Annotated in this window: 24 protein-coding genes; 15 read left to right on the top strand and 9 right to left on the bottom strand. The window is 61.4% G+C overall.

Annotated features, from left to right (window positions below; genetic code table 11):
• Positions 1-20 precede the first annotated feature (20 nt).
• Positions 21-917, top strand: a complete 897-nt coding sequence (locus tag ACJ8IP_RS12050) for a LysR substrate-binding domain-containing protein (RefSeq protein ID WP_164107166.1) — start codon at positions 21-23, stop codon at positions 915-917.
• 3 nt (positions 918-920) lie between these two features.
• On the opposite strand, the gene ACJ8IP_RS12045 is transcribed toward ACJ8IP_RS12050, so the two are convergent.
• Positions 921-1,772 (bottom strand): ATP-grasp fold amidoligase family protein, encoded by an 852-nt coding sequence (locus ACJ8IP_RS12045; RefSeq protein WP_164107167.1) that lies wholly within the window; start codon positions 1,770-1,772, stop codon positions 921-923.
• Positions 1,773-1,927: 155 nt separating this feature from the next.
• On the opposite strand from ACJ8IP_RS12045, the gene ACJ8IP_RS12040 reads away from it, so the two are divergent.
• The 9 genes from ACJ8IP_RS12040 (at position 1,928) to ACJ8IP_RS12000 (ending at position 12,499) form a co-directional block, all read left to right on the top strand.
• Entirely contained in the window at positions 1,928-3,217 is a 1,290-nt protein-coding gene (locus ACJ8IP_RS12040) for an oligosaccharide flippase family protein (RefSeq protein ID WP_046686607.1), read from the top strand.
• 89 nt (positions 3,218-3,306) lie between these two features.
• Entirely contained in the window at positions 3,307-4,071 is a 765-nt protein-coding gene (locus tag ACJ8IP_RS12035; protein WP_164107168.1) for an arylamine N-acetyltransferase family protein, read from the top strand.
• A 123-nt stretch (positions 4,072-4,194) separates the two neighbouring features.
• Entirely contained in the window at positions 4,195-4,824 is a 630-nt protein-coding gene (locus ACJ8IP_RS12030) for a response regulator transcription factor (RefSeq protein WP_164107169.1), read from the top strand.
• Positions 4,824-6,365 carry an MASE1 domain-containing sensor histidine kinase gene (locus ACJ8IP_RS12025; protein WP_042783896.1) on the top strand — a complete coding sequence of 514 codons (1,542 nt, stop codon included), beginning with the start codon at positions 4,824-4,826 and terminating at the stop codon, positions 6,363-6,365. Before ACJ8IP_RS12030 ends, ACJ8IP_RS12025 begins: the two co-directional genes overlap by 1 nt.
• A gap of 60 nt (positions 6,366-6,425) precedes the next feature.
• Positions 6,426-7,754, top strand: coding sequence for an MFS transporter family glucose-6-phosphate receptor UhpC (gene uhpC, locus ACJ8IP_RS12020; protein WP_255352674.1), 1,329 nt, complete (start codon positions 6,426-6,428; stop codon positions 7,752-7,754).
• Positions 7,751-8,782, top strand: a complete 1,032-nt coding sequence (locus tag ACJ8IP_RS12015) for an ABC transporter substrate-binding protein (protein WP_047025665.1) — start codon at positions 7,751-7,753, stop codon at positions 8,780-8,782. Before uhpC ends, ACJ8IP_RS12015 begins: the two co-directional genes overlap by 4 nt.
• Positions 8,783-8,849: 67 nt before the next feature.
• Positions 8,850-10,928 (top strand): ABC transporter permease, encoded by a 2,079-nt coding sequence (locus tag ACJ8IP_RS12010; protein ID WP_089191319.1) that lies wholly within the window; start codon positions 8,850-8,852, stop codon positions 10,926-10,928.
• 11 nt (positions 10,929-10,939) lie between these two features.
• Complete coding sequence (gene fbpC / locus ACJ8IP_RS12005) at positions 10,940-11,986, top strand: ferric ABC transporter ATP-binding protein (protein ID WP_033642250.1); 1,047 nt, start codon at positions 10,940-10,942, stop codon at positions 11,984-11,986.
• Positions 11,987-12,232: 246 nt separating this feature from the next.
• Complete coding sequence (locus ACJ8IP_RS12000; protein WP_033642249.1) at positions 12,233-12,499, top strand: hypothetical protein; 267 nt, start codon at positions 12,233-12,235, stop codon at positions 12,497-12,499.
• A 41-nt stretch (positions 12,500-12,540) separates the two neighbouring features.
• Here the strand turns inward: ACJ8IP_RS12000 and dusC are convergent, their stop codons facing one another.
• The 3 genes from dusC to rhlE form a co-directional block, all read right to left on the bottom strand.
• Positions 12,541-13,473: a tRNA dihydrouridine(16) synthase DusC gene (gene dusC / locus ACJ8IP_RS11995; protein ID WP_033652368.1), complete on the bottom strand. Its 933-nt coding sequence runs from the start codon at positions 13,471-13,473 to the stop codon at positions 12,541-12,543.
• 84 nt (positions 13,474-13,557) lie between these two features.
• Positions 13,558-14,517, bottom strand: coding sequence for a D-2-hydroxyacid dehydrogenase family protein (locus ACJ8IP_RS11990; protein ID WP_108680300.1), 960 nt, complete (start codon positions 14,515-14,517; stop codon positions 13,558-13,560).
• Positions 14,518-14,629: 112 nt separating this feature from the next.
• Positions 14,630-16,009 (bottom strand): ATP-dependent RNA helicase RhlE, encoded by a 1,380-nt coding sequence (gene rhlE, locus ACJ8IP_RS11985; protein ID WP_042783890.1) that lies wholly within the window; start codon positions 16,007-16,009, stop codon positions 14,630-14,632.
• Positions 16,010-16,306: 297 nt separating this feature from the next.
• Here rhlE and cecR point away from each other — a divergent pair, with 297 nt between their 5' ends.
• Genes cecR through ACJ8IP_RS11960 form a run of 5 tightly spaced genes read left to right on the top strand, consistent with a single transcriptional unit; the run spans position 16,307 to position 22,025 of the window.
• Positions 16,307-17,005, top strand: coding sequence for a transcriptional regulator CecR (cecR, locus tag ACJ8IP_RS11980; RefSeq protein WP_033642245.1), 699 nt, complete (start codon positions 16,307-16,309; stop codon positions 17,003-17,005).
• Positions 17,006-17,023: 18 nt separating this feature from the next.
• Complete coding sequence (gene hlyD, locus ACJ8IP_RS11975; protein WP_033652365.1) at positions 17,024-18,010, top strand: secretion protein HlyD; 987 nt, start codon at positions 17,024-17,026, stop codon at positions 18,008-18,010.
• Between the two features lie 8 nt (positions 18,011-18,018).
• A complete protein-coding gene (locus tag ACJ8IP_RS11970; RefSeq protein ID WP_099785322.1) occupies positions 18,019-19,755 on the top strand; it encodes an ATP-binding cassette domain-containing protein in 1,737 nt (578 codons plus the stop codon).
• Positions 19,752-20,906, top strand: a complete 1,155-nt coding sequence (locus ACJ8IP_RS11965) for an ABC transporter permease (RefSeq protein WP_164107171.1) — start codon at positions 19,752-19,754, stop codon at positions 20,904-20,906. The genes ACJ8IP_RS11970 and ACJ8IP_RS11965 overlap by 4 nt, the downstream gene beginning before the upstream one ends.
• Positions 20,907-20,918: 12 nt before the next feature.
• Positions 20,919-22,025 carry an ABC transporter permease gene (locus ACJ8IP_RS11960; protein WP_047025671.1) on the top strand — a complete coding sequence of 369 codons (1,107 nt, stop codon included), beginning with the start codon at positions 20,919-20,921 and terminating at the stop codon, positions 22,023-22,025.
• Between the two features lie 70 nt (positions 22,026-22,095).
• On the opposite strand, the gene ACJ8IP_RS11955 is transcribed toward ACJ8IP_RS11960, so the two are convergent.
• The 5 genes from ACJ8IP_RS11955 to moaB all read right to left on the bottom strand — a co-directional run bounded on the left by ACJ8IP_RS11955 (position 22,096) and on the right by moaB (position 24,647).
• Positions 22,096-22,806: a Bax inhibitor-1/YccA family protein gene (locus tag ACJ8IP_RS11955; protein ID WP_004939761.1), complete on the bottom strand. Its 711-nt coding sequence runs from the start codon at positions 22,804-22,806 to the stop codon at positions 22,096-22,098.
• A gap of 130 nt (positions 22,807-22,936) precedes the next feature.
• A complete protein-coding gene (gene moaE, locus ACJ8IP_RS11950) occupies positions 22,937-23,404 on the bottom strand; it encodes a molybdopterin synthase catalytic subunit MoaE (protein WP_072628147.1) in 468 nt (155 codons plus the stop codon).
• 2 nt (positions 23,405-23,406) lie between these two features.
• Positions 23,407-23,652: a molybdopterin synthase sulfur carrier subunit gene (gene moaD / locus ACJ8IP_RS11945; protein WP_004939768.1), complete on the bottom strand. Its 246-nt coding sequence runs from the start codon at positions 23,650-23,652 to the stop codon at positions 23,407-23,409.
• Complete coding sequence (gene moaC / locus ACJ8IP_RS11940; protein ID WP_164107172.1) at positions 23,649-24,128, bottom strand: cyclic pyranopterin monophosphate synthase MoaC; 480 nt, start codon at positions 24,126-24,128, stop codon at positions 23,649-23,651. Before moaC ends, moaD begins: the two co-directional genes overlap by 4 nt.
• A 3-nt stretch (positions 24,129-24,131) precedes the next feature.
• Positions 24,132-24,647 (bottom strand): molybdenum cofactor biosynthesis protein B, encoded by a 516-nt coding sequence (gene moaB / locus ACJ8IP_RS11935; protein WP_033642238.1) that lies wholly within the window; start codon positions 24,645-24,647, stop codon positions 24,132-24,134.
• Between the last annotated feature and the right edge of the window lie 3 nt (positions 24,648-24,650).

Below are 24,650 nucleotides of genomic sequence, written 5' to 3'. Positions count from 1 at the left end.
CTTAGCGATAAGCCCTGCTCATGCACTCACCGTCCCGTGCGCGCTTGCCCAAGCTGAGCGCCATTCTGGCGTTCGAAACCGCCGCTCGCACCGGCAGCCTGGCTCGCGCGGCGGATGCGCTGGCGCTGACCGCCGCCGCGGTCAGCCAGCAGATCCGCCAGCTCGAACAACATCTGGGCATCACGCTGTTCATTCGCGCCAAAAGCGGCGTCACGCTGACCGAGCAGGGCGCGGACTACCTGGCCTACGTGCAGGAGGCGTTTGAAACGCTGCGCGTGGCGCAGCAGCACGTGGAACGCCAGCGCGGCAAGCAGACGCTAACGGTGTTCACCCTGCCGGCATTGGCCTCCAAATGGCTGAACCCGGCGCTGGGCGACTGGCTGGCGCAGTGCCCCGACGGCGATCTGCGGCTGCACGCGACCCATGCGGCGGTCGATTTCGCCCATTCGGCGGCGGATTTCGCCCTGTGCTTCGGCGATCAGGATTACCCGCTGCTGGAAAAGGCGCGGCTGTTTCAGGATCGGGTGCAGCCGGTATGCAGCCCGGCGCTGCGCGATCGCGGCGACTGGACGCAGCTGCCGCTGATCCACGTCGACTGGGGCAAGGAGAGCCAGTTTTTGCCGGGCTGGCACGAGTGGTTCACCGCCGCCGATCGGTCGCCGCCGCCGCGCCGCGGGCTGACCTATAACCTGACCTCGCTGGCCATCGACGCCGCCGTGCAAGGGCACGGGGTGCTGCTCGGCCAGCGGCGACTGATCGCCCGTGAACTGGCGGAAGGCCGGCTGGTCACCCTGGCCGAACCGGCGCTGCCGCTCAGCAAGCCCTACTACGTAGTTTACCCGCCGCGCACGCTGGAAAAACCCGGCGCCGCGGCGTTTTTGGGCTGGCTGCGGGAGCTGGCCCAACGCTCGGCATAGCGTTCAGGTTTTGGCCATCAGCTCGCCCAGCAGCAGGTTGGTGGCGCGCGGTTGGTACACTTCATTGCCTGCACCGGGGGTGAGCGTCAGCTCGCCGATATAGAGCCTGTCTTGCGTCAGGTAGAAATCGACCCGGCAGTAGTCCAGATCGGCGGCAACGGCTTGGGCGACCTCAATCATCTCATCCCAAAAGTCAGGCTTCGCGTGCAACGTGTTGATCTGGGGAATATCTTTCTGGGTAAAAAAGCAGTGATGCGCATGGCGGTCCAAGAACTCCAGCGACGTCGGCTCCGGGCCGCCCCGCAGCAACTCCACGAACAGATAAGGCTGGCTGCCGTTAAAAACATGCACTTTATAGTCGATCAATTCACCGTCGCGTTCGATGTCCAACAGGTTTTCAACCACAATTTGCAGTGGGATCTTCGCATAGTGCTTCTCACGAAAGCGCTTCCAATACGTTATTTTTGACCATTTCTTGAGAGTGCTTGCAATCTCATCATAACTCACTCGCGCTTTATCTCTGACAATCTTAACTTGCTGCGAGGCATTATTTGTTTTGATAACAAAAGATTGAGGCAACGACAAATAGTCTTGCTCAGTGAAGTTCTCCGTTATCATGATGACCGGCGTTAGGTATTTTTCCGAAACGCGACTGGATATATAATCCCTCACCGCCACCTTATCCGCCAACAGGCTGAACTCTTCGCGCGGGTAGCGCATTCTGTGGTAAATCCTTTCAGAAAAACTTTTAGGATTCAAAAAGTTAACAAAGCCTCCATGAACAGAATAATGCGACAGCTGATAATAAATAAAGTCAGGCGAAACCTTATAGAGGTATTTTACGAATTTTCTCATTCCGTTGATTCATCCATTAATCCAACATAACAAAAGACCCAGCTAAAGTTTAAATGCAATTGACTTCAATTGTAAAATATAAAAAAAGCCTTGGTGATTATTAAAGGATAAAAAACGGAATAATCCTATATCATAAGGTATTCAGGGAAGCGTCAGTGAAACTAAAGATCATAGACTTCAGCATAATAAGAAACGCTTCCTGGATGATAGCGGAAAAGACGGTATCAATCCTCGGCGTTATATTCATCACCGCCTACATGGCCAAATATATTGGGCCGGAAAGCTTCGGAAAGATTACCTTTGCCACGGCGATTTTCGCCATTACCCAAACGTTGGCGCTGCTGGGGTCGGACACCATCCTCTTCAAACGCATTAGCCGTAATCCGCGCTCCGGCGCAGCGCTGATGTTCTCCACCAACCGGCTGAGGCAAGCCTGTTTCCTGGCCTTTTCTGCGATCATCTTGCTTTATACCGGGCTGCGGGAAGACTTCACGACCTTTTACTTTTGCGCCGCCACATTCCTGGCCTCGTTTTTTTCACTCAAAGACGTCTTCGCCATTTACCATGACGCCCGGCTGGAATCGCGTTTCAATACCCTGGCCAACGTGGCCGGCTTAGCCAGCGCATTGTTGGCTCGCTGGCTGATCGTGTTTTTTGATCTGCACCTGTACTTTCTGGCCATCCCTATCGTGATGGTGTACCTCATCCCCTATCTGATCCGTCATCACCTTTATCATCGCCGCCATCCGGGCTTTTCGGCCCCCGGCCGTATTCGGCGCAAATATGTGCGCTATCTGCTCGCCAGCGGCCTGCCGTTGGCGGTATCCAATGTTTCCATCGCCATCTATACCCGGCTGGCGCAGCTGTTTTTGATGTGGTTCGTTTCCGCCGCGGTGCTGGGCATTTACTCGGTCGCCATTACCCTGGCGACCGCCTGGATGTTCGTTACCGATGCCGTCATCACCTCGTTCTTCGCGAAAATATTCGCCTATCGGCGCGAAGACGCGATGCGCGCCGCGGCCAAACTGAATGGGTTGGTGCTGGCTATCGCCTTAGCCATCGTCGCCGGGATCGTTTGGCTGGGCAAACCGGTCATCGCACTGTTGTACGGCGAGCAATACCTGGCGGCCTATGCCGCCATGGGGGTGTTGGCCGTCGCCACCCTGCTCTCCGCCCTGGGGACCGTGGCCTATAAATACATCGTGCTGTTTTCCGGTTACGGCTTCCTTTCCCGCAAAATGTTGTTGGTGTTTATCATTAACATTCCCCTGTCATACGGCCTGATTCGGCAATACGGCATGATGGGCGCCGCTTACAGCACCTTGCTGACCGAACTGCTGTCATTGACCGTACTCAACTATCTCTTTCAACGGGGTACCGTACTGAAAATGCATCTGCGCTCACTGAACCCGGCGCTTTACCTAAGACGCCCGTCGGGAAAGTAATCCGGCTGCCGAGGCGCAGCACGTAATGCGCTCACAAACGCCACAAAGCCCGCTATTTTAAGCCTACTTTTTCTCATGCGAGACACCCTGTGGACACCCAACGCTACCTGCAGCATATCGGCTTTACCGGCGTCGCCCGCCCCGATCTCCCCACGTTGCAACAGCTGCACCATCGCCACATGCTGAGCGTGCCGTTCGAGAACCTGAGCATTATTTATCATCAGGGTATTCAGCTGGCGCCCGAAGCGCTGTTCAACAAAGTGGTCGAGCGTAACCGCGGCGGTTTCTGTTATGAGCTGAATACGCTGTTCGCCCTGCTGCTGCGGGAGATCGGTTTCAGGGTGAGCTTTATCTCCGGCGAGATCCGCGCGCGCGACGGCCATTTCGGCCCACCCTACGACCATCTGGCGCTGCGGGTGGATCTGGCGGGCCAGGCCTGGCTGGTGGACGTCGGTTTCGGCGATTCCTTCCTGACGCCGCTCAAAATCGTCGTTGCCGAGCCGCAACCGCAGGCCAGCGGCACCTTCCACCTGGAGCGGGAAGGCGAATATTACCTGCTGGAACGCCGCAACGGCGACCAGCGCTCGCATGCCAAAACCCTGTATCGCTTTACCGTTCAGCCGCGCGAACCGCATGAATTCGACGAGATGTGCCACTTCCACAGCACCTCGCCGCAGTCGCACTTCACCCAGCGCCTGGTGTGTTCACGGCCGACCGAACAGGGCCGAGTGACCCTCAGCGACATGAAGCTGATCGTGACCGAAGATCACCAACGCCACGAAACGACGCTGCATTCGGAAGAGGAACGGCGGGCCGCGCTGTGGCGGCATTTCACCATCGATGTGGATCGTTGACGGCGCGGGCGGCGTCCTTTTATTACGATTCTGTTACATCGATTGCATAACCGCGCTTGGCTGATTGCCAGCATCGCGGCGGCAGGCATCATAGGATCATGATTCGGCAACAGAGTGCGAAAAATGATCCGTGTGATACTGGTCGATGACCATGTGGTGGTGCGCTCCGGCTTTGCGCAATTGCTCAGCCTCGAAGCAGACATCGACGTGGCGGGGCAATACAGCAGCGCAGCGGCGGCCTGGCCGGCGCTGCTGCGCGACGACGTCAGCGTCGCGGTGATGGACATCGCCATGCCGGATGAAAACGGCCTGAGCCTGTTGAAACGCCTGCGGGCGCAGAAGCCGCAGTTTCGCGCGATCATACTCAGCATTTATGACTCCCCCACCTTCGTGCAGAGCGCGCTGGATGCCGGTGTCAGCGGTTATCTGACCAAACGCTGCGGGCCGGAAGAGCTGGTGCAGGCGGTGCGCTCCGTCGATATGGGCGGCCATTACCTGTGCGCCGACGCGCTGCGGGCGCTGCGCGGCGGCGAGCAGCCGGCCACGGCGCTGGAAGTGCTGACCCCGCGCGAGCGCGAAATCTTCGAGCTGCTGGTCAAAGGCGACAGCGTAAAGGAGATCGCTTTCAAGCTCGATCTCAGCCATAAAACGGTACACGTACATCGCGCCAACGTCCTGGGCAAGCTGCAGTGCAACAGCACCATCGAGCTGGTGCATTTCGCCCTCGATCATCAGCTGCTGGCGGGGCATTGATGTCACTCCGCTCACGGCGCTGGGTTATCTCGCTGTTTATCCTGTTGGCCTGGGGCAGCGGCTGGCTGATGCTGTGGACGCTCGGTTTCTATCTGACCCACAACGGCAATCAGGCGGCGCTGTTTCTGCCCCACGGCGTCTATCTCGCGCTGCTGATCTTGCTGGGGCGGCGCTATTGGCCCGCCCTGATAGCGCCGCCGGCGCTGCTGCTGTTCTGGCTGCACGGCGAACGCCTGCTGAGCGGCTACGGCCTGCTGGCCGCCCCGTTCATCACCCTGATCCCGGCTCTTCTCGCGCAACGGGTCTGGCGCCGTTTTCCGCTCTACTGGCAACGACTGACGCTGCTGCTGGCCGCAGTGACCGCCGCCTCGCTGCTCAATACCGCCCTGCTGTCACCTTTCGCGCAGAGCCCGGCGATGCTGCTCGGCCTGGCGTCGTTTACCGGCGGTGTTTTGTTGACCCCGTTCGTCTACCTGATCTTTGAATTTCTGCGCCAGCAGCACCGCTACCATCTGCTCGGGCTGGACACCGCCAACCCGCCGCTGCGCGCGTCCTTAATCATCTGGTGCAGCCTGTTTTTCGTTATCGGTATCGGTACGCAGATGGTGCTGTCGCCGGAAATCGAGCGCCTGCTGCTGATCGTGGTGTTTTTGCCGAACGTGGTGATGGCGTGGAAGTTCGGTTGGCAGGGCGGCGTGCTGTCCGGCCTGCTCGGCAGCATGATGATCACCCTCGCCCGGCAGGTCGGCGTGGGGTTCGGCAATCTGGTCGAGCTGGAAATCTTTCTGGCGACCCAGGCGCTGCTCGGCATCGGTCTGGGCATCGCCATCAGCCGTCAGCAGCACCTGGCGCAAAACCTGCACCACTATCGCCGACGCCTGGAAGAAGAGTTGGCGGCGCGGCGGGCGTTGACCGAAAAACTGATCCACACCGAAGAAGACACGCGAAAGAACCTGGCGCGCGAGCTGCACGATGAAATCGGCCAGAACATCACCGCCATTCAAATTCAGTCGCAGCTGGTCAAGCGGGCGCGCGATCCGGCGCAAACCCAGGCCGCCGCGAACCAGATAGGCGATCTCGCCCGGCGCATTCATCACTCCACGCGCCAGCTGCTGCGCCAACTTCGCCCGCCCGCGCTGGACGAGCTGGCGTTCAAAGACGCGCTTCACCACCTGCTGAGCGAATTCGCCTTTAGCGAACGGGGCATCCGTTGCCGTTTCGACTACCGCCTGACCGACACGCCCGCCGGCGAGACGGTGCGCTTCACCCTCTACCGGCTGCTGCAAGAGCTGCTCAACAACGTGTGCAAACACGCCGAGGCCAGCGAAGTCGCCATCGTTTTGTATCAGCAAGGCGCCATGTTGCACCTCGAGGTAAGGGACAACGGCGTCGGCATCCATGCGGGCAACGCGCCGGGCTTCGGCATTCAGGGAATGCGCGAACGGGTCAGCGCGCTCGGCGGCGAACTGACGCTGGAAACGCAGCGCGGCACCCGGGTAATTGTTAACCTGCCCACAAATTTGCAACAAACCGCCGACTAACTAGGAAAAAGTCTTAGCCACTCCGGACTTTATCTCATCCCCTTTCCTTTTCACCTTCTTATAGTCAGCACCAGGGAGGCGGCTATGCAAGCACGCTCAGCATCTGAAATCGATCATCGTTACCGCGCGCTGCGCCCGCGGCTGCTGCTGTACATGGTCATCGGGTACGCCGCCTTTTACCTGACGCGCAAAAGCGTGAATTACGTGCTGCCGGCGCTGCAAACGGATTTGGGGCTGGATAAAGGAGACATCGGCCTGCTCGGCTCGCTGTTTTATCTGAGCTACGGCCTGTCGAAATTCGCTGCCGGGTTGTGGCACGACGGCCATGGGCAGCGCGGGTTTATGGGGATCGGCCTGTTCGCCACCGGTTTGCTGAACGTGGCGTTCGCCTTCGGCGAATCGCTGACGCTGCTGCTGGCGGTCTGGGCGCTGAACGGCTTCTTTCAGGGCTGGGGCTGGCCGCCCTGCGCGCGGCTGCTGACCCACTGGTATTCGCGCAACGAGCGCGGCTTCTGGTGGGGCTGCTGGAATATGTCGATCAACCTCGGCGGCGCGATTGTGCCGCTGATCAGCGCCTTCGCCGCCCAGCGCTGGGGCTGGCAGGCGGCGATGTTGATCCCGGGGGCCGTCAGCATGGTGCTGGGCATCTGGCTCACGCGGCAGCTGACAGGCACGCCGCAGGAAGAAGGCCTGCCGTCGGTCGGCCAGTGGCGCCACGATCCGCTGGAGCTGCGCCAGGAACAGCAAAGCCCGCCGATGGGGCTGTGGCGAATGTTGCGCACCACGATGCTGAAGAACCCGATGATCTGGTTGCTCGGCGTCTCTTACGTGCTGGTCTACCTGATCCGCATTGCGTTGAACGACTGGGGCAACCTGTGGCTGACGGAAAGCCACGGCGTCAACCTGCTCAGCGCCAATGCGACAGTGATGCTGTTCGAGATAGGCGGCCTGCTCGGCGCGCTGTTCGCCGGCTGGGGCTCGGATGTGCTGTTCGGCGGGCAGCGCGCGCCGATGATTTTGCTGTTCACGCTCGGGCTGATGGTTTCCGTCGCCGCGCTGTGGCTGGCGCCGGTGCATCACTACGCGCTGCTGGCGGGCTGTTTCTTTACGGTGGGCTTTTTTGTCTTCGGCCCACAGATGCTGATTGGCCTCGCCGCCGTGGAATGCGGGCACAAAGGCGCTGCGGGCTCCATCACCGGCTTTCTCGGCCTGTTCGCCTATCTGGGGGCGGCGCTGGCGGGCTGGCCGCTGTCGCGGGTCATCGAAGGCTACGGCTGGTCAGGCATGTTCAGTTTGCTGTCGATCGCCGCTGTTCTTATGGGTTTATTGCTGATGCCGCTGCTGATGGCGAGCGTTACCACCTCTACCGAGAGAAGGATAAAACAATGAAAAAAACGTGGGTCACTACCCTGATAGCGTCCGGCATCGCGCTGGCGACCCTGAGCGGCGCCGCGTACGCCAAGGGCCGCCTGGTGGTCTACTGCAGCGCCACCAATGAAATGTGCGAAGCGGAAACCAAAGCCTTCGGCGAGAAATATGACGTGAAAACCGCGTTCATCCGCAACGGTTCCGGCAGCACGCTGGCAAAAGTGGACGCCGAGAAGAAGAACCCGCAGGCGGACGTCTGGTACGGCGGCACGCTCGATCCGCAATCCCAGGCCGGTGAAATGGGGCTGCTGCAGCCGTACAAATCGCCGAATCTCGACCAGGTCATGACGCAATTCCGCGATCCGGCCAAGCTGAAAGGCAACTACTCCTCGGCGGTCTACGTCGGCATTCTCGGCTTTGGCGTCAATACCCAGCGCCTGAAAGAGAAAAATCTGCCGGTGCCCAAGTGCTGGAAAGACCTGACCAAGCCGGAATACAAAGGCGAGATTCAAATCGCCGATCCGCAAAGCTCCGGCACCGCCTACACCGCGCTGGCGACCTTTGCCCAGCTGTGGGGAGACGATCAGGCGTTCGCTTACCTCAAACAGCTGAACGCCAACGTCTCGCAGTACACCAAGTCCGGCATTGCCCCGGCGCGCAACGCCGCCCGCGGCGAAACGGCGATCGGCATCGGTTTCCTGCATGATTACTCGCTCGAAAAGGAACAGGGCGCGCCGCTTGAGCTGATCTCGCCGTGTGAAGGCACCGGCTACGAAATCGGCGGCGTCAGCATCCTCAAAGGCGCGCGCAACCTCGACAACGCCAAGCTGTTCGTGGATTGGGTGCTGTCGAAAGAGGCGCAGGAGCTGGCGTGGAAGCAAGGCAAGTCCTATCAGATCCTGACCAACACCACCGCCGATACCTCGCCGAACTCGCTGAAGCTCGACGACCTGAAGCTGATCAACTACGACATGGACAAGTACGGTTCGACCGAGGTCCGCAAGGCGCTGATCAATAAATGGGTCAGCGAAGTCAAGATGGGTAAATAAGCCCACATTCTGCGCCTGTTGCCGGGTAAGCCTCACGGCTTGCCCGGCCTGAACATCCGGGAAACTTATGTCACATACACATGCACTCCATCTCGTGAAAAAACGAGATGCGATATCCCTTTGGGTTTTGCTTGGCTGGCTGGCGTTCGCCCTGCTGCCGAGCTGGAGCCTGGATTACGGCCTGCTGGAGTCCACCGGCGAAGAGATCCTCGCGGCCTATGGCTGGTCACACCGCAATATCAGCTGGCTTTGGTGCCTGCTGCCGAGCCTGCTGCTGCTGCGCCCTTACGCTGCGGCGGGCCGTGAGCAGCGGCGCCGCCACGCGTTCGATGCCGGCTGGGCGCTGCTGTGCATGGCCTTTATCGTTGTCAGCGCCACGGTGGCGGGACGCGGTTTAGGCTACGCCACCCTGGTGCAGTTGACCGCGCTGGGCGCCATCATGACGCTGGCGCTGACCCGCCTCGACTGGCTGGGCGGCGACCGTTTCGTTATCGGCGCGCTGGTCACCATCGTGGCGCTGATCGGCGTCTTCATCGTCTGGCCGAGCATCGCGATTTTCATTCCGATGTTCACCGACCAGACGGGCGCGTTCGCGCCGCTGGCCTTTATGAACGTGCTGTCGCAGGCGCATATCATTCAGGTGATCCTCAACTCCATCGCCCTGTCGATCGCGGTGGGCGCCGGCTGCACCTTTTTCGGCCTGGTGCTGGCGATTTACACTACCCGCATCGCCAGGCGCAGCGCCATTATCGGCCGCATCTTCTCCATCTTGCCCATCGTCACGCCGCCGTTCGTCGTCGGCCTGGGGGTCACGCTGATGATGGGGCGCTCCGGCTACGTCACCGAGTGGATGGTGGCCTGGTTCGGTTTGACCAACACCAACTGGCTGTACGGCTTTACCGGCATCTGGCTGGCGCAGGTGCTGGCGTTCACCCCGATGGCGTTCATGATCCTCGACGGCGCGATCAAGACCATTCATCCTTCGCTGGAAGAGGCCTCCTACACCCTGCGCGCCAGCCGCTGGCAAACCTTTAACGGCGTGTTCGTGCCGCTGCTGAAACCGGCGCTGGCCAACGCGTTTTTGATCGTGGTGGTGCAATCGCTGGCTGATTTCAGCAACCCGCTGGTGCTCGGCGGCAACTTCGACGTGCTGGCGACGCAAATCTATTTTTACATCACCGGTTCGCAGCTCGATTATCAGGCCGCCAGCACCCTCGGCGCCTTCCTGCTGCTGTTCTCACTGCTGGTGTTCTGCATCCAGTATATGTGGATCGGCAAACGTTCCTACGTCACCGTGTCCGGCAAATCGTATCGCGGCGACGTGCAGCCGCTGCCGGTCACGCTGGTGTGGGGCGTGATCGCGCTGCTGGCGGTGTGGGTAGCCTTTAACGCCCTGCTTTACGGCAGCATTTTCTACGGCAGCTTCACCGTCAACTGGGGAGTGGATTACACGCTGACGCTGGATAACTTCATCAAACTGTTCGGCCAGGGCATGAGCGACGGCGCGTGGCCTTCGCTGCTCGACACGCTGCTATACGCCGGGATCGCCGCGCCGATCACCGCCGCGTTCGGCCTGCTGATCGCCTGGATCGTGGTGCGCCAGCAGTTCAAGGGCAAAAAGACCATCGAGTTCACCACCATGCTGTGCTTTGCGGTGCCGGGTACCGTGGCCGGCGTCTCTTACATTCTCGCCTTTAACGGCGCGCCGGTGTACCTCACCGGGACGGCCGCCATCGTGATTATTTCGATGGTGATGCGCAACGTGCCGGTGGGCATTCGCGCCGGGATCGCCGGGCTGGGCCAGATAGACAAATCGCTGGACGAAGCCTCGCTCAGCCTGCGCGCCGGCTCGCTGCGCACCATCACGCACATCCTGCTGCCGCTGCTGCGCCCGGCTATCCTGTCGGCGCTGATCTACAGCTTCGTGCGCGCCATCACCACCGTCAGCGCCATCGTCTTCCTGGTCACCCCCGATACCCGCGTGGCCACCGCCTACATCCTCAACCGCGTGGAAGACGGCGAATACGGCGTGGCGATCGCCTACGGTTCAATTCTGATCGTGGTGATGCTGGCGATTATTTTCCTCTTTGACTGGCTGATCGGCGAGGCACGCATCTCCCGTTCAAAAGCCAAAAACCAGGCGTAATGGAGCCCATGATGAGCCAGAAAAATTTCGTTGAACTGCGTAACGTCTCCAAACGGTTCGGCAGCAACACGGTAATCGATAACATCACGCTCACCATCCCACGGGGGCAAATGGTGACGCTGCTCGGCCCTTCCGGCTGCGGCAAGACCACCATTTTGCGCCTGGTCGCCGGGCTGGAAAAACCGAGCGACGGGCAGATATTCATTGATGGTGAAGACGTCACCCATCGTTCCATCCAGCAGCGTGACATCTGCATGGTATTCCAGTCTTATGCCCTGTTCCCGCACATGTCGCTGGGGGAGAACGTCGGCTATGGCCTGAAGATGCTCGGCATTCCGCGCGCCGAAGTGAAAGCGCGCGTGCAGGAAGCGCTGGCGATGGTGGACTTGGCGGGGTTCGACGATCGCTATGTCGATCAGATCTCCGGCGGCCAACAGCAGCGCGTGGCGCTGGCGCGCGCGCTGATCCTCAAGCCGAAAGTGCTGCTGTTCGACGAGCCGTTGAGCAACCTCGACGCCAACCTGCGCCGCAGCATGCGCGAAAAGATCCGCGAGCTGCAAAAGCAGTTTGATATCACGTCGCTGTACGTCACCCACGATCAGAGCGAGGCCTTTGCGGTCTCCGACACCGTACTGGTAATGAACAAGGGGCATATCATGCAGATGGGCTCGCCGCAGGATCTCTATCGGCAGCCCGCCTCGCGCTTTATGGCGAGCTTTATGGGGGACGCCAACCTGTTCCCGGCCAGCTTCAGCGCCGATCATGTCGATATCAGCGGCTATCGCCTGCCGCGCCCCGCGCACTTTGCCGCCCAGGGCGCCGGCACGGTGGGCGTGCGGCCGGAAGCGATCACGCTGAGCGAGCATGGCGATGAAAGCCAGCGCTGCGAGATCCAGCATGTCGCCTACATGGGGCCGCAGTATGAGGTGACGGTGGCGTGGCACGGGCAACAGATTTTGCTGCAGGTTAACGCCACCCGCCTGCAACCGAACGTCGGCGAGCAGTATTATCTGGAAATTCACCCCTACGGCATGTTTATGCTGGCGGACGCGGCATAGTCGGCCTCACGCTTAAGGGGTAGAATAACGGCCATCCCGAACGGGATGGCCGAAAATAATCGCCAAAAACACCGTATTTATCTATTTTTACAATTCCACCCAAGTCCTTGTTCAGCCGAAAAATAAATATAGCCACACCCACCAAAAAATAACCACCCAGACCACTCAGGGTGATATTTTTATTTAAATAGGGTAAGCTTGATCCCGCAGTCGAAATTATTTAACGGCCAACTCAAGGAGAAATTCATGAGCAACAATGCAAATGCACAGGCGCAGCTGGATAATTTACGCAATGTCGCTTCCCAGCTGAAGGAAATGCGCCACTACGCGCAGTCGAATATCGAGACGCTCTCCGCACACTGGCTGGCCTTCGATCAGGGGGAATGCAAAAATAAGGCATTCGCCGAAGCCATTAACGACCTATTGAATAAACAAGGCGCCTGTCTGGAAGGGCTGGAAAAAACCATTCAGGATATCGAGATAGAATTAAACCGTCTTGATAAAGCCGCCTGATAATGCCGATTTAAATAAACCCGCCACGCGCGGGTTTATTTTCAGCTGCGGCAGATGACGCGCGCAATATCCCCGGACGTCGTCAGCGCGCGGATTTCGCTGAACAGTTCAGTTGCTTCATCATATTCTTTACGCAAATAACCCAGCCACTGTTTAATGCGCGCCACGTGATATAGGCCGGTGTCGCCCTGCTTTTCCAGATGGACGTATTTTTGCAGCAGCTCAACCACCTGCGGCCAGGGCATGCGCGGTTCGTTATATTTCACCACCCGGCTCAGGTTCGGCACGTTGAGCGCGCCGCGCCCCAGCATGATGGCGTCGCAGCCGGTCGTCTGCAGGCAATCCTGCGCGCTCTGGTAATCCCAGATCTCGCCGTTGGCGACAACCGGGATGCTCAGCCGCTGACGGATCTCGCCGATCGCCGCCCAGTTGATGCGATCCGCCTTGTAGCCGTCCTCTTTGGTGCGGCCGTGCACCGTCAGTTCGCTGGCGCCCGCCTGCTGCACCGCATCGGCGATTTCAAAGCTGCGATTGGAAGAGTCCCAGCCCAGGCGCACCTTCACCGTGACCGGCAGATGGGCCGGCACCGCCGCGCGCATCGCTTTGGCGCCCTGGTAGATCAATTCCGGATCTTTGAGCAGCGTCGCCCCGCCGCCGCTGCCGTTCACCAGCTTGGACGGGCAGCCGCAGTTGAGATCGACGCCGTAAGAGCCCAATTCCACCGCGCGCGCGGCGTTCTCCGCCAGCCACTGCGGGTACTGCCCCAGCAGCTGTACCCGCACCAGCGTGCCCGACGGCGTGCGGCTGGCGTGACGCAGCTCCGGGCACAGCCGGTAGAACGACTTGGCCGGCAGCAGCTGATCGACCACGCGCAAAAATTCGGTGATGCACAGATCGTAGTCGTTCACTTCGGTGAGTAACTCACGCACCAAAGAGTCGAGAACGCCCTCCATCGGAGCCAATAATACGCGCATGACCAATCCCAGCTAAAAAAAGACCCGCAATGATACGGGTGAATGCCCGCGCCAGACAAGCCTCTGCGGGCATTAAAAACGCCATCAGCCCAGCCGACGGATCGGTTGACCGGCGAGAAACGCCGCAATGTCCTCGACCGCCTCGGTGAAGTAGGCGCGGTAGTTGTCGTCCGCCACGTAACCCACATGCGGCGTCGCCAGCACGTTGGGCAGTTGACGAAACACATCGTCGGCCGGCAGCGGCTCCGTCTCGAACACGTCCAGCCCGGCGCCGGCAATCTTCCGCTGTTGCAGCACGTCCACCAGCGCCGCCCGATCGACGATCCCCGCGCGCGAGGTGTTGATCAGGTAAGCGGTGGGTTTCATCGCCGTCAATTCGTCCCGCCCTACCAGCCCGCGGCTGCGATCGCTCAGCACCAGGTGAATGGAGACAAAATCGCTCTGCTCGAACAGCGCCCGTTTGGACGGCGCCAGCAGGGCGCCCTCCTGCGCCGCCCGTTCCGCCGTCAGGTTCTGGCTCCAGGCCAACACCCGCATGCCGAACGCCTGTGCCACCCTGGCCATTTGGCCGCCGATCTTGCCCAGCCCCAGCAGCCCCAGCGTCTTCCCCTGCAGCGTGACGCCCAAGCCCAGCTGCCACGGGCCGTTGTTCCGCAGCCCGGCGCTTTCCGGCACGATATGCTTGGCCAGCCCGAGCAGCAGCGCCCAGGTCAACTCCATCGGCGCCGCCGACCCGCTGCGGGTGCCGCACACCACCACGCCGCGCTCGGCGGCGGCGGCCAAATCGATAGCGGCATTGCGCATGCCGGAGGTGATCAGCAGCTTCAGCTGCGGCAACCGCGCCAGCAGCGAGGCGGTTATCGGCGTGCGCTCGCGCATGATGACCAGAATGTCGCATTCCTGCAGATGCACCGCCAGCTCCGCCTCATCGGTAAAGTGCGCGCTGATGGCGGACACCTCCACCCGATCGGCCAGCGCTGACCAATCCGCCATGTTGAGCGCCACCTGCTGGTAATCATCAAGAATTGCGCACTTCAATTTCATCTCCGTCTCCTGGAATGTAGGGATAGCCACCGTCCAGCCTAGTACGAAAATGTCGTTCCGCCAGGCAAAAAAAAGCCGCCCATACAGGCGGCTTGCTTTTGCGCAATCGGGCTTATTCGGCCGGTTTGCGGTTGCGCGGGCGACGCGAGGCCGGCGCGCCGGAACGGCGCTGGCCGTCACCCTGCGGGCGAGCGTTGCCGTTACCGTTGCCACGGTTTTCACGCTGGCCGCCGTTGGCGTTACCGCTGCGCTGACCGCCGCCGTTACCGGAACGCTGGCCACCGCCGTTGCCGCGCGGCGCGCCGCGTCCGCCACCCTGGCGGCCGTTGATGATCGGCTCGGCCTTGATGGTCGGATCCGGCTCGTAGCCCGGCAGCGCAATGCGCGGAATTTCACGCTTCAGCAGACGCTCGATGTCGCGCAGCAGCTTGTGTTCATCCACGCACACCAGCGAGATGGCTTCGCCGGTACGCTCCGCGCGGCCGGTGCGGCCGATGCGGTGCACGTAGTCTTCCGGCACGTTAGGCAGCTCGTAGTTCACCACGTGCGGCAACTGGTCGATATCCAGGCCGCGCGCCGCAATGTCGGTCGCCACCAGCACGCGGATGCGGCCGTCTTTAAAATCGGCCAGCGCACGGGTACGGGCGCCCTGGCTCTTGTTGCCGTGGATCGCCGCAGCGGTGATGCCGTCTTTGTTCAGCTGTTCCGCCAGGTGGTTGGCGCCGTGCTTGGTGCGGGTAAAGACCAGCACCTGTTTCCAGTCGCCTTCGCCGATCATCTGCGACAGCAGTTCCCGCTTACGCTTCTTGTCGACGAAGTGCACGCTCTGCTCGATCTGCTCGGACGCGGTATTGCGGCGAGCCACTTCCACCGAGGCCGGGTTATGCAGCAGTTTGTTGGCCAGCGCCTTGATGTCGTCGGAGAAGGTGGCGGAGAACAGCAGGTTCTGGCGCTTGGCCGGCAGCTTGGCCAGCACGCGGCGGATGTCGTGGATAAAGCCCATGTCCAACATGCGGTCCGCTTCGTCCAGCACCAGAATTTCGATTTTGGACAGGTCAACCGCGTTCTGATGTTCCAGATCCAGCAGACGCCCCGGCGTCGCCACCAGGATATCGACGCCGCCGCGCAGCTTCATCATCTGCGGGTTGATGCTCACGCCGCCAAACACCACCAGCGAACGCAGGCGCAGGTGTTTGCTGTAGGCATCGACGTTTTCGCCGATCTGCGCCGCCAGCTCACGGGTTGGCGTCAGGATCAGCGCGCGCACCGGGCGACGGCCTTTGACCGGATGGTCATGCTTGCTCAGCAGCTGCAACAGCGGCAGGGTAAAACCGGCGGTTTTACCGGTGCCGGTCTGGGCGCTGGCCATCAGGTCACGACCTTCCAGCACGACAGGGATAGCCTGACGCTGAATTGGCGTCGGTTCGCGATAGCCCTGTTCTTCAACAGCGCGCACAATTTCAGCACTTAAGCCGAGGGTTTCAAATGACATAAAGAGAAAAACTCCAGATCCCCCCTAACCTAACAGTGTTCGGTGCAGTTTCCTGGGAGGATGATCAGACGGGGCATTAAGCATGACCACGAGGGATTGGCACAAACTGCAGTGCACCAGGCGGCGATTGTAACAGAAGTCGCGCAATAAAAAGCACTTTTACGTGCAGAGAGCACAATCTGCCGTAAATTCAGCATTATCTGAAGTCGGTCACATAACTCATTGTGGTTAGCGGTTGCGTTTTAAACAATCTGGCATAAAGTTAATCATATGATTGATTAACTTTGAGCGTGACCTATGCCAGCTTCCGTCCCTCATCAGGCCGCCGGCCGGGCGCGCGGCGAGCAAACGCGCCGGCAACTGCTCGCCGCGGCGACCGACCTGTTCGGTGAATATGGCCTGCAGGGCGCCACCACCCGCGATATCGCCCAGCGCGCCGGCCAGAATATCGCCGCCATCACCTACTACTTCAGCTCCAAAGAGGGGCTGTATCTGGCCGTGGCGCAGTCGCTCGCCGATTTCATCCAGCAGGCGTTCGCCCCGCTGGCCGAAGAGGTCGATCGCTTTGGGCAGCAGCCTGCCGCACAGCGATCGCCCGACGCGGCGCTGCGTTTGCTGCAGCGTGGCCTACTGGCCTTCAGCGAGCTGATGACCCAGCCGCACACGCTGAATCTGAGCAAAATCATGTCGCGCGAACAGCTCGCCCCAACCGACGCCTATCCGCTGATCCACCGCCAAGTGATCGCGCCGATGCACGAACGGCTGTGCCGCCTGCTGTCGGCCGCCACCGGCATCGACGAACGCGCCGCCCGCCTCGTGTTGCATACCCATGCGCTGATTGGCGAGGTGCTGTCGTTCCGCGTAGCGCGGGAGACCATCCGCCGTCAGGCCGGCTGGCAAGAGATTGGTGAGGGCGAAGCGGCGCAAATCGCGGCGGTGCTGAGCGAGCATATCGAGATTTTAGTTATTGGGCTGCGCCAACGTCACGGCGCGTAAATTCAGGCAGGGAGTGTTATGAACAAAAAACGCAGTGCCTTGATCGTGTTGTTGATTCTGCTGATCGCGGCCGTCGCTTACGGGGTATGGCATTACCAACAGCAGCAAGAGCGGCCGCTGACGCTGTACGGCAACGTCGATATCCGCACGGTCAACCTCGGCTTTCGCGTCGACGGCCGCCTGGCGTCGCTGACGGTGGATGAAGGCGATACCGTTCAGCCGGGCCAGCTGCTCGGCAAGCTGGACGATGCTCCCTACCGCAACGCGCTGCAACAGGCCGAAGCCAACGTCGGCAGCGCGCGCGCCAAACTGTCGCTGCTGCAGGCCGGCTATCGCAGCGAAGAGATAGCCCAGGTGCAGTCAGAAATGGCGCAGCGCCAGTCCGCTTTCGCCTACGCCGACAGTTTCCTGAAGCGCCAGCAAGGGCTGTGGGCGAAAAACGCCACCTCCGCCGACGCGCTGGAGGATGCGCGCACCGCCCGCAACCAGGCGCAGGCCAACCTGCAAGCGGCGAAAGACAAACTGTCGCAATACCGCAGCGGCAATCGCCCGCAAGAGATTGAACAGGCCAAGGCCGAGGTGGCGCAAAGCGAAGCGGCGTTGGCGCAGGCGCAATTGAACCTGCAAGACGCCACGCTGCTCTCCCCTTCCGCCGGCACGGTGCTGACCCGTGCGGTAGAGCCGGGCACCATGCTCGGCGCCGGCGGCACGGTGTTCACCCTGTCGTTGACCCGGCCGGTGTGGGTGCGCGCCTACGTCAACGAAACCAGCCTGAACCAGGCGGTGCCCGGCACCGAGCTTGAGATCTACACCGACGGCCGCCCCGGCAAGCCTTACCACGGCAAGATCGGTTTCGTCTCGCCGACCGCGGAATTCACGCCGAAAAGCGTTGAAACGCCGGATCTGCGCACCGATCTGGTGTACCGCCTGCGGGTGATCGTCACCGACGCCGACGATGCGCTGCGTCAGGGCATGCCGGTCACCCTGCGCTTCGCCAAACCCTGAGGCCGGCCATGGAACAGGCGCACACCATCGAGTTGGAAGGGCTGGAAAAGCGCTTCCCGTCGCTTGAGAAACCGGCGGTCGCCAGCCTGACCACCACCCTGCGCAGCGGCGCGGTCATCGGACTGGTCGGCCCGGACGGTGCCGGCAAAACCACCCTGCTGCGCATGCTGGCCGGGCTGCTGAAGCCAAGCAGCGGCAAACTGCGGGTCGCCGGGCTGGATCCGATCGGCCAGGATCGCCAACTGCATGCGATCCTCGGCTACATGCCGCAGAAATTCGGGCTGTATGAGGATCTGACGGTGATGGAGAACCTGACGCTGTACGCCGATCTGCGCGGCGTCACCGGCGATCTTCGCCGCCAGACCTTCGAACGGCTGCTGAAATTCACCGATCTGACCCGCTTCACCGAGCGTCTGGCGGGCAAGCTGTCCGGCGGCATGAAGCAAAAACTGGGACTGGCCTGCACGCTGGTGGGCGAACCCCAGGTGCTGCTGCTGGACGAACCGGGCGTCGGCGTCGATCCGATCTCGCGCCGCGAGCTGTGGCGCATGGTGCACGAGCTGGCCAATGACGGCATGTTGATCCTGTGGAGCACCTCTTATCTCGACGAGGCCGAGCAGTGTCGCGAAGTGCTGCTGCTCAACGAGGGCGAGCTGCTGTTCAGCGGCGCGCCGCAGGATCTGACCCAGCGCATGGCCGGACGCACGGTATTGATCGCCGCGCCGCCCGGCAGCCATCGATCGTTGCTGCAGCGGGCGATCTGCCTGCCGGCGGTCACCGACGGCGTGATCCAGGGCAAGTACCTGCGCCTGATCCTGAAAGAAGGCGAAGATCATCGGCAGCTGCTGCAGGCGCTGGATCTGCCGGACGCCGAACTGGACGAAGCGGATCCGCGCTTCGAGGATGCGTTTATCGATCTGCTCGGCGGCGGCCCCAACCATCGCTCGGCGCTGGCGGAGATCATGCCGACCGTTGACGGAGAAAGCGGTGAAACGGTGATTGAAGCGGTGCAGCTGACCAAGAAATTCGGCGATTTCGCCGCCACCGATCACGTCGATTTTCAGGTGCGGCGTGGCGAAATCTTCGGCCTGCTCGGCCCGAACGGCGCCGGCAAGTCCACCACCTTCAAAATGATGTGCGGCCTGCTGGTGCCGTCCGGCGGCAAGGCGCTGGTGCTGGGGATGGATCTGAAGACCAGTTCCGGCAAGGCGCGCCAACGCCTCGGCTACATGGCGCAAAAATTCTCGCTGTACGGCAACCTGACGGTGGCGCAGAACCTGAAGTTCTTCTCCGGGGTCTACGGCCTGAGCGGCAAGGCGCAGCGCGACAAAATCGACGAGATGTCGCGCGCCTTCAACTTCGCGCCGATCCTCGATCAGACGCCGGATGCCCTGCCGCTCGGCTTCAAGCAACGCCTGGCGCTGGCCTGCGCGCTGATGCACGAACCGGATATTCTGTTCCTCGACGAACCGACCTCCGGTGTCGATCCGCTGACGCGGCGCGAGTTCTGGCTGCACATCAACGGCATGGTCGACAAGGGCGTCACGGTGATGGTGACCACCCACTTTATGGACGAGGCGGAATACTGCGACCGCATCGGCCTGGTGTATCGCGGCAAGATCATCGCCGCCGGCACGCCGGACGATCTCAAACAACAGGTAGCGCGCGACGACAACCCCAACCCCTCGATGGAACAGGCGTTTATCGAACTGGTGCAGGGCTACGACGAGGAGGAACCGCGGTGAGCGACAATCGAGCCCCAATCGACGACGGCGGCTTCTCCTGGCGCCGACTGCGCGCGCTGTGCCTGAAGGAGACGCGGCAAATACTGCGCGATCCCAGCAGCGGCCTGATCGCCTTCGTTATCCCGCTGATGCTGCTGTTTATCTTCGGCTACGGCATCAACCTGGACTCCAGCAAGCTGCATCTGGGCATTCTGATGGAGCAACAGAGCGAAGACGCGCGCGATCTGGCCCAGGCGTTCGCCGGTTCGCCCTATATCGAACCGACCATCAGCGACAACCGCCAGCAGCTGATCCAGCAGATGCAGGCCGGCACGATCCGCGGCCTGGTGGTGATCCCGGTGGATTTCGACCAGCGCATGGCGCGCCCGCACGACAGCGCCCCCATCCAGGTGATCACCGACGGCAGCGAGCCGAACACCGCCAACTTCGTGCAGGGCTATGCCCAGGGCGTATGGCAAATTTGGCAGCAGCAGCGCGCCGCCGATCGGGGGAGCAACGACAAGCCGCTGATTGACGTGCAGATGCGCTACTGGTTCAACCCGGCGGCCATCAGCCGGCACTACATCATTCCCGGCGCCATCACCATCATCATGACGGTGATCGGCGCCATTCTCACCTCGCTGGTGATCGCCCGCGAATGGGAGCGCGGCACCATGGAAGCCCTGCTCTCCACCCAGGTGACGCGCAGCGAGCTGCTGCTCTCCAAGCTGATCCCGTATTACTTCCTCGGCATGATCGCCATGGCGCTGTGCATGGCGGTGGCGGTCTGGGTGCTCGGCGTGCCCTATCGCGGTTCGCTGCCGATCCTGCTGCTGATCAGCAGCCTGTTCCTCGCCAGCACCCTCGGCATGGGCCTGCTGATCTCCACCCTCACCCGCAACCAGTTCAATGCGGCGATGGTGGCGCTGAACGCCGCCTTCCTGCCGTCGATCATGCTGTCCGGCTTCATCTTCCAGATCGACAGCATGCCGGCCATCGTACGCGCGGTGACCTACATCATTCCCGCGCGTTACTTCGTCAGCACGCTGCAAACGCTGTTCCTGGCGGGCAACGTCGGCACCGTGCTGCTAATCAATCTGCTGTTCCTGATCGCTTCCGCCGTGGTGTTCATCGGCCTGACGGCCTGGAAAACCCAGCGCCGGCTGGATTGAGGAGAAAGAGCGATGTTTCATCGTCTGTTGACGCTCATCATCAAGGAAATGCAGGCGCTGCTGCGCGATCCGCAAACCCGCGCCATTTTAATCATGCCAGTGATCCTGCAGGTGCTGCTGTTCCCGTTCGCCGCGACGCTGGAAGTCACCAACGCCACCATCGCGGTCTACAGCGAGGACAGCGGCCAGGCCTCGGTAGAGCTGACCCAACGCTTCGCCAAGGCCAAAGCCTTCTCCCATGTCCTACTGCTGCGCAATCCGCAGGAGATAAAGACCACCATCGACAACCAGCGGGCGCTGCTGCTGATCCGCTTCCCGGCGCAGTTCTCGCGCGATATCGCCACCGGCAACACCGCGCCGCTGCAGCTGCTGCTCGACGGGCGCAACTCCAACAGCGCGCAGATCGCCGCCAACTACGTGCAGCAGATCGTGCAGGAATATCAGAACGAGCTGCTCGGCAAGCGCGCGAAACCCAACAACAGCGAACTGGTGGTACGCAACTGGTATAACCCGAATCTGGACTACAAATGGTTCGTGGTGCCGTCGCTGATCGCCATGATCACCACCATCGGCGTGCTGATCGTCACCTCGCTGTCGGTGGCGCGCGAACGTGAACAGGGCACGCTGGAACAGCTGCTGGTCTCGCCGCTCACCACCTGGCAGATCTTTATCGGCAAGGCGGTGCCGGCGCTGATCGTCGCCAGCTTCCAGGCCAGCATCGTGCTGTTGATCGGCATCTTCCTGTATCAGATCCCGTTCGCCGGATCGCTGCTGCTGTTCTACGCCACCATGTTGATCTACGGGCTGTCGCTGGTCGGTTTCGGCCTGCTGATCTCGTCGCTGTGCGCCACTCAGCAGCAGGCGTTTATCGGCGTGTTCGTGTTCATGATGCCGGCGATCCTGCTCTCGGGGTATGTCTCGCCGGTGGAGAATATGCCGGTGTGGCTGCAGGATCTGACCTGGGTGAATCCGATACGCCACTTCACCGACATCACCAAGCAGATCTACCTGAAGGACGCCAGCTTCAGCATTATCTGGCGCAGCCTGTGGCCGCTGCTGGTGATCACCGCCACCACCGGCAGCGCCGCCTACGCGCTGTTCCGCCGCAAGATCGCATAAAAAAAGCTCTGCATGTCACATGCAGAGCTTTTTGATCGCCAGATACCCTAAGGCATGAAAGACGACGGATTTAGCGGCGGTTGCCGAAGATGCGCAGCAACATCAGGAACAGGTTGATGAAGTCGAGATACAGCGTCAGCGCGCCGACGATGGCGTACTTGCGGAAGCCGTCTTTATCATCGGCGTTCAGCTGCTCGCCCATCGCCTTGAGTTTCTGCGTGTCGTACGCGGTCAGGCCGACGAACACCACCACCCCGATGTAGGTAATCGCCCACATCAGCGCGGTGCTTTTCAGCCAGATGTTCACCAGCGAAGCCAGCACGATGCCGATCAGCGCCATGAACAACATGCTGCCGAAGCCGCTCAGATCGCGCTTGGTGGTGTAGCCGTACAGGCTCATGGCACCGAACATGCCGGCGGTGACTACGAAAGTGCTGGCGATCGAGCTGTAGGTGTACGCGATGAAGATGCTCGACAGCGTCAGCCCGGTCAGCGCCGAGTACAGCATGAACAGCGAGGTGGCCACCGCGCCGCTCAGGCGGTTGACCATGCCGGAAATCACGAACACCAGCGCCAACTGGGCGATGATCAGACCGAAGAAGGTGATCTGGCTGGAGAAGATGAAGTTGAGGATCGCGGGCGTATTGGCCGCATACCAGGAAACGAACGCCGTCAGCAGCAGACCGCAGGTCATCCAGCCGTAAACCTGCGCCATGTAGGCCTGAATGCCGCTGTTGGCACGTTCGACGATTGAACCATTAGAGCGTGGATATCGGTCCATGACGGTTACCTTTTGCGTTGTAAACAAGATTCCGAAGCCCCGTAAACGGGGCTTCGCCTGCTATAAGCGTACCACAGAATAGGCCGCGCGAAAGCGGCAAAGGTCTTGATTTGTTTCCGCTGTTGAGGCGTTATTTAGCCGCGTCGTGCCAGCGCTGCGCGGCCTGACGATCGCTGTCGCGAGCGTCCACCCAACGATCGCCCTGGCCGGTCGCTTCGCGCTTCCAGAACGGTGCGCGGGTCTTCAGGTAGTCCATGATGAACTCGCTGGCGGCGAACGCCATGCCGCGGTGCGCGCCGGTCACGCCGACGAACACGATCTCGTCGCCGGGATACAGCGCGCCGACGCGGTGGATCACCGTCACGCGCTCCAGCGGCCAACGGCTGCGCGCCTCGGCCACGATCTCCGCCAGCGCCTTCTCGGTCATGCCGGGGTAGTGTTCCAGCGTCAGCGCGCTGACGTCGTCCCCGAGGTTATGGTTGCGCACCTTGCCGGTGAAGGTCACCACCGCGCCGTCGGCGTCGCACTGCGCCAGCCACTGATACTCGTCGCCGACGTTGAACGGCGCTTCGCCCACGCGAATGCGGGTGTTTTCCATGCTTACCCCCCGGTAACCGGCGGGAAGAAGGCCACTTCATCGCCGGCGCGCAGCGGGTGATCCGCCGCCACCAGCGACTGATTGACCGCCGCCAGCAGTTTGCCGGACTCCAGCGCCAGCGCCCAGCGATCGCCGCGCGCGCACAGCGCCTGGCGCAGCGCCTCGACGGTCGGGTAATCCGCCGGCATCGACAGCGCGCCGGTGCCCACCAGTTCGCGCACCTGCGCGAAGAAAAGAATATCGATCATGCGTTCACCTTAAAATCACCGGATTTGCCGCCGCTTTTCGCCAGCAGGCGCACCGGGCCGATCACCATGTCTTTCTGTACCGCTTTGCACATGTCATAGATGGTCAATGCCGCCACCGAGGCGGCGGTCAGCGCTTCCATCTCGACGCCGGTTTTGCCGGTCAGCCGGCAGCAGGTTTCAATGCGCACCCGGCTGTGCTCCGTTTGCGCCTCCAGCTGCACTTCGACCTTGCTCAGCATCAGCGGGTGGCACAGCGGGATCAGCTCCCAGGTGCGTTTGGCCGCCTGAATGCCGGCGATACGCGCCGTGGCGAACACGTCGCCCTTGTGGTGGCTGCCATCGACGATCATCGCCAGCGTGGCGGGCAGCATCTCGACGAAGGCTTCGGCGCGCGCCTCGCGCGCCGTTTCGGCCTTGGCGGAAACGTCAACCATATGGGCTTCGCCGGCGGCGTTAATGTGGGTTAGCTGTGTCATGACTCAGGGCTTCTTCAAATGGGGCTGGAAGTTGCACGGGCGATGGCGCGCGTCCAACTGCTCTTCGATAATCCGCTCCCAGGCGGTGCGGCAGGCGCGGGTGGAGCCCGGCATGGCGAAAATCACCGTGCGGTTGGCCAGACCGGCCAGCGCGCGCGACTGGATCGTCGCGGTGCCGATCTCTTCGTACGACACCATGCGGAACAGTTCGCCGAACCCTTCCACCTCTCTGTCAAACAGCGGCAACAGCGCTTCCGGCGTGTTGTCGCGCGCGGTAAAACCGGTGCCGCCGGTGATCAGCACCGCCTGCACGTTGTCATCGGCGATCCACGCGGAAACCCGTGCGCGGATCTGGTAAATGTCATCTTTGACGATGGCGCGATCCACCACCTGATGGCCGGCTTCCTGCGCCGCTTCCTGCAGATATTGGCCGGAGGTGTCTTCCGCCGCGCCGCGGCTGTCGGACACGGTCAGGATGGCGATATGCGCCGGAATAAACTCGCTGCTCGCATGGCTCATGGT

The sequence above is a fragment of the Serratia sp. CY52157 genome (assembly GCF_052168495.1).
GTDB lineage: Bacteria > Pseudomonadota > Gammaproteobacteria > Enterobacterales > Enterobacteriaceae > Serratia > Serratia ureilytica.
The sequence above is the reverse complement of the archived record's forward strand: the minus strand, read 5'-3'. Positions and strand labels throughout refer to the sequence as shown.

Bases quoted from the DNA above. Each gene is read 5' to 3' on its own strand.
- moaC (WP_164107172.1), bottom strand. From the start codon at position 24,128: ATGACACAGCTAACCCACATTAACGCCGCCGGCGAAGCCCATATGGTT.
- hlyD (WP_033652365.1), top strand. From the start codon at position 17,024: ATGAACAAAAAACGCAGTGCCTTGATCGTGTTGTTGATTCTGCTGATC.
- ACJ8IP_RS12045 (WP_164107167.1), bottom strand. From the start codon at position 1,772: ATGAGAAAATTCGTAAAATACCTCTATAAGGTTTCGCCTGACTTTATT.
- moaB (WP_033642238.1), bottom strand. From the start codon at position 24,647: ATGAGCCATGCGAGCAGCGAGTTTATTCCGGCGCATATCGCCATCCTG.
- moaE (WP_072628147.1), bottom strand. From the start codon at position 23,404: ATGGAAAACACCCGCATTCGCGTGGGCGAAGCGCCGTTCAACGTCGGC.
- rhlE (WP_042783890.1), bottom strand. From the start codon at position 16,009: ATGTCATTTGAAACCCTCGGCTTAAGTGCTGAAATTGTGCGCGCTGTT.
- ACJ8IP_RS12050 (WP_164107166.1), top strand. From the start codon at position 21: ATGCACTCACCGTCCCGTGCGCGCTTGCCCAAGCTGAGCGCCATTCTG.
- ACJ8IP_RS12015 (WP_047025665.1), top strand. From the start codon at position 7,751: ATGAAAAAAACGTGGGTCACTACCCTGATAGCGTCCGGCATCGCGCTG.
- ACJ8IP_RS11970 (WP_099785322.1), top strand. From the start codon at position 18,019: ATGGAACAGGCGCACACCATCGAGTTGGAAGGGCTGGAAAAGCGCTTC.
- cecR (WP_033642245.1), top strand. From the start codon at position 16,307: ATGCCAGCTTCCGTCCCTCATCAGGCCGCCGGCCGGGCGCGCGGCGAG.
- ACJ8IP_RS11960 (WP_047025671.1), top strand. From the start codon at position 20,919: ATGTTTCATCGTCTGTTGACGCTCATCATCAAGGAAATGCAGGCGCTG.
- fbpC (WP_033642250.1), top strand. From the start codon at position 10,940: ATGAGCCAGAAAAATTTCGTTGAACTGCGTAACGTCTCCAAACGGTTC.
- ACJ8IP_RS12000 (WP_033642249.1), top strand. From the start codon at position 12,233: ATGAGCAACAATGCAAATGCACAGGCGCAGCTGGATAATTTACGCAAT.
- ACJ8IP_RS12025 (WP_042783896.1), top strand. From the start codon at position 4,824: ATGTCACTCCGCTCACGGCGCTGGGTTATCTCGCTGTTTATCCTGTTG.
- ACJ8IP_RS12010 (WP_089191319.1), top strand. From the start codon at position 8,850: ATGTCACATACACATGCACTCCATCTCGTGAAAAAACGAGATGCGATA.
- moaD (WP_004939768.1), bottom strand. From the start codon at position 23,652: ATGATCGATATTCTTTTCTTCGCGCAGGTGCGCGAACTGGTGGGCACC.
- ACJ8IP_RS11955 (WP_004939761.1), bottom strand. From the start codon at position 22,806: ATGGACCGATATCCACGCTCTAATGGTTCAATCGTCGAACGTGCCAAC.
- dusC (WP_033652368.1), bottom strand. From the start codon at position 13,473: ATGCGCGTATTATTGGCTCCGATGGAGGGCGTTCTCGACTCTTTGGTG.
- ACJ8IP_RS11990 (WP_108680300.1), bottom strand. From the start codon at position 14,517: ATGAAATTGAAGTGCGCAATTCTTGATGATTACCAGCAGGTGGCGCTC.
- ACJ8IP_RS12030 (WP_164107169.1), top strand. From the start codon at position 4,195: ATGATCCGTGTGATACTGGTCGATGACCATGTGGTGGTGCGCTCCGGC.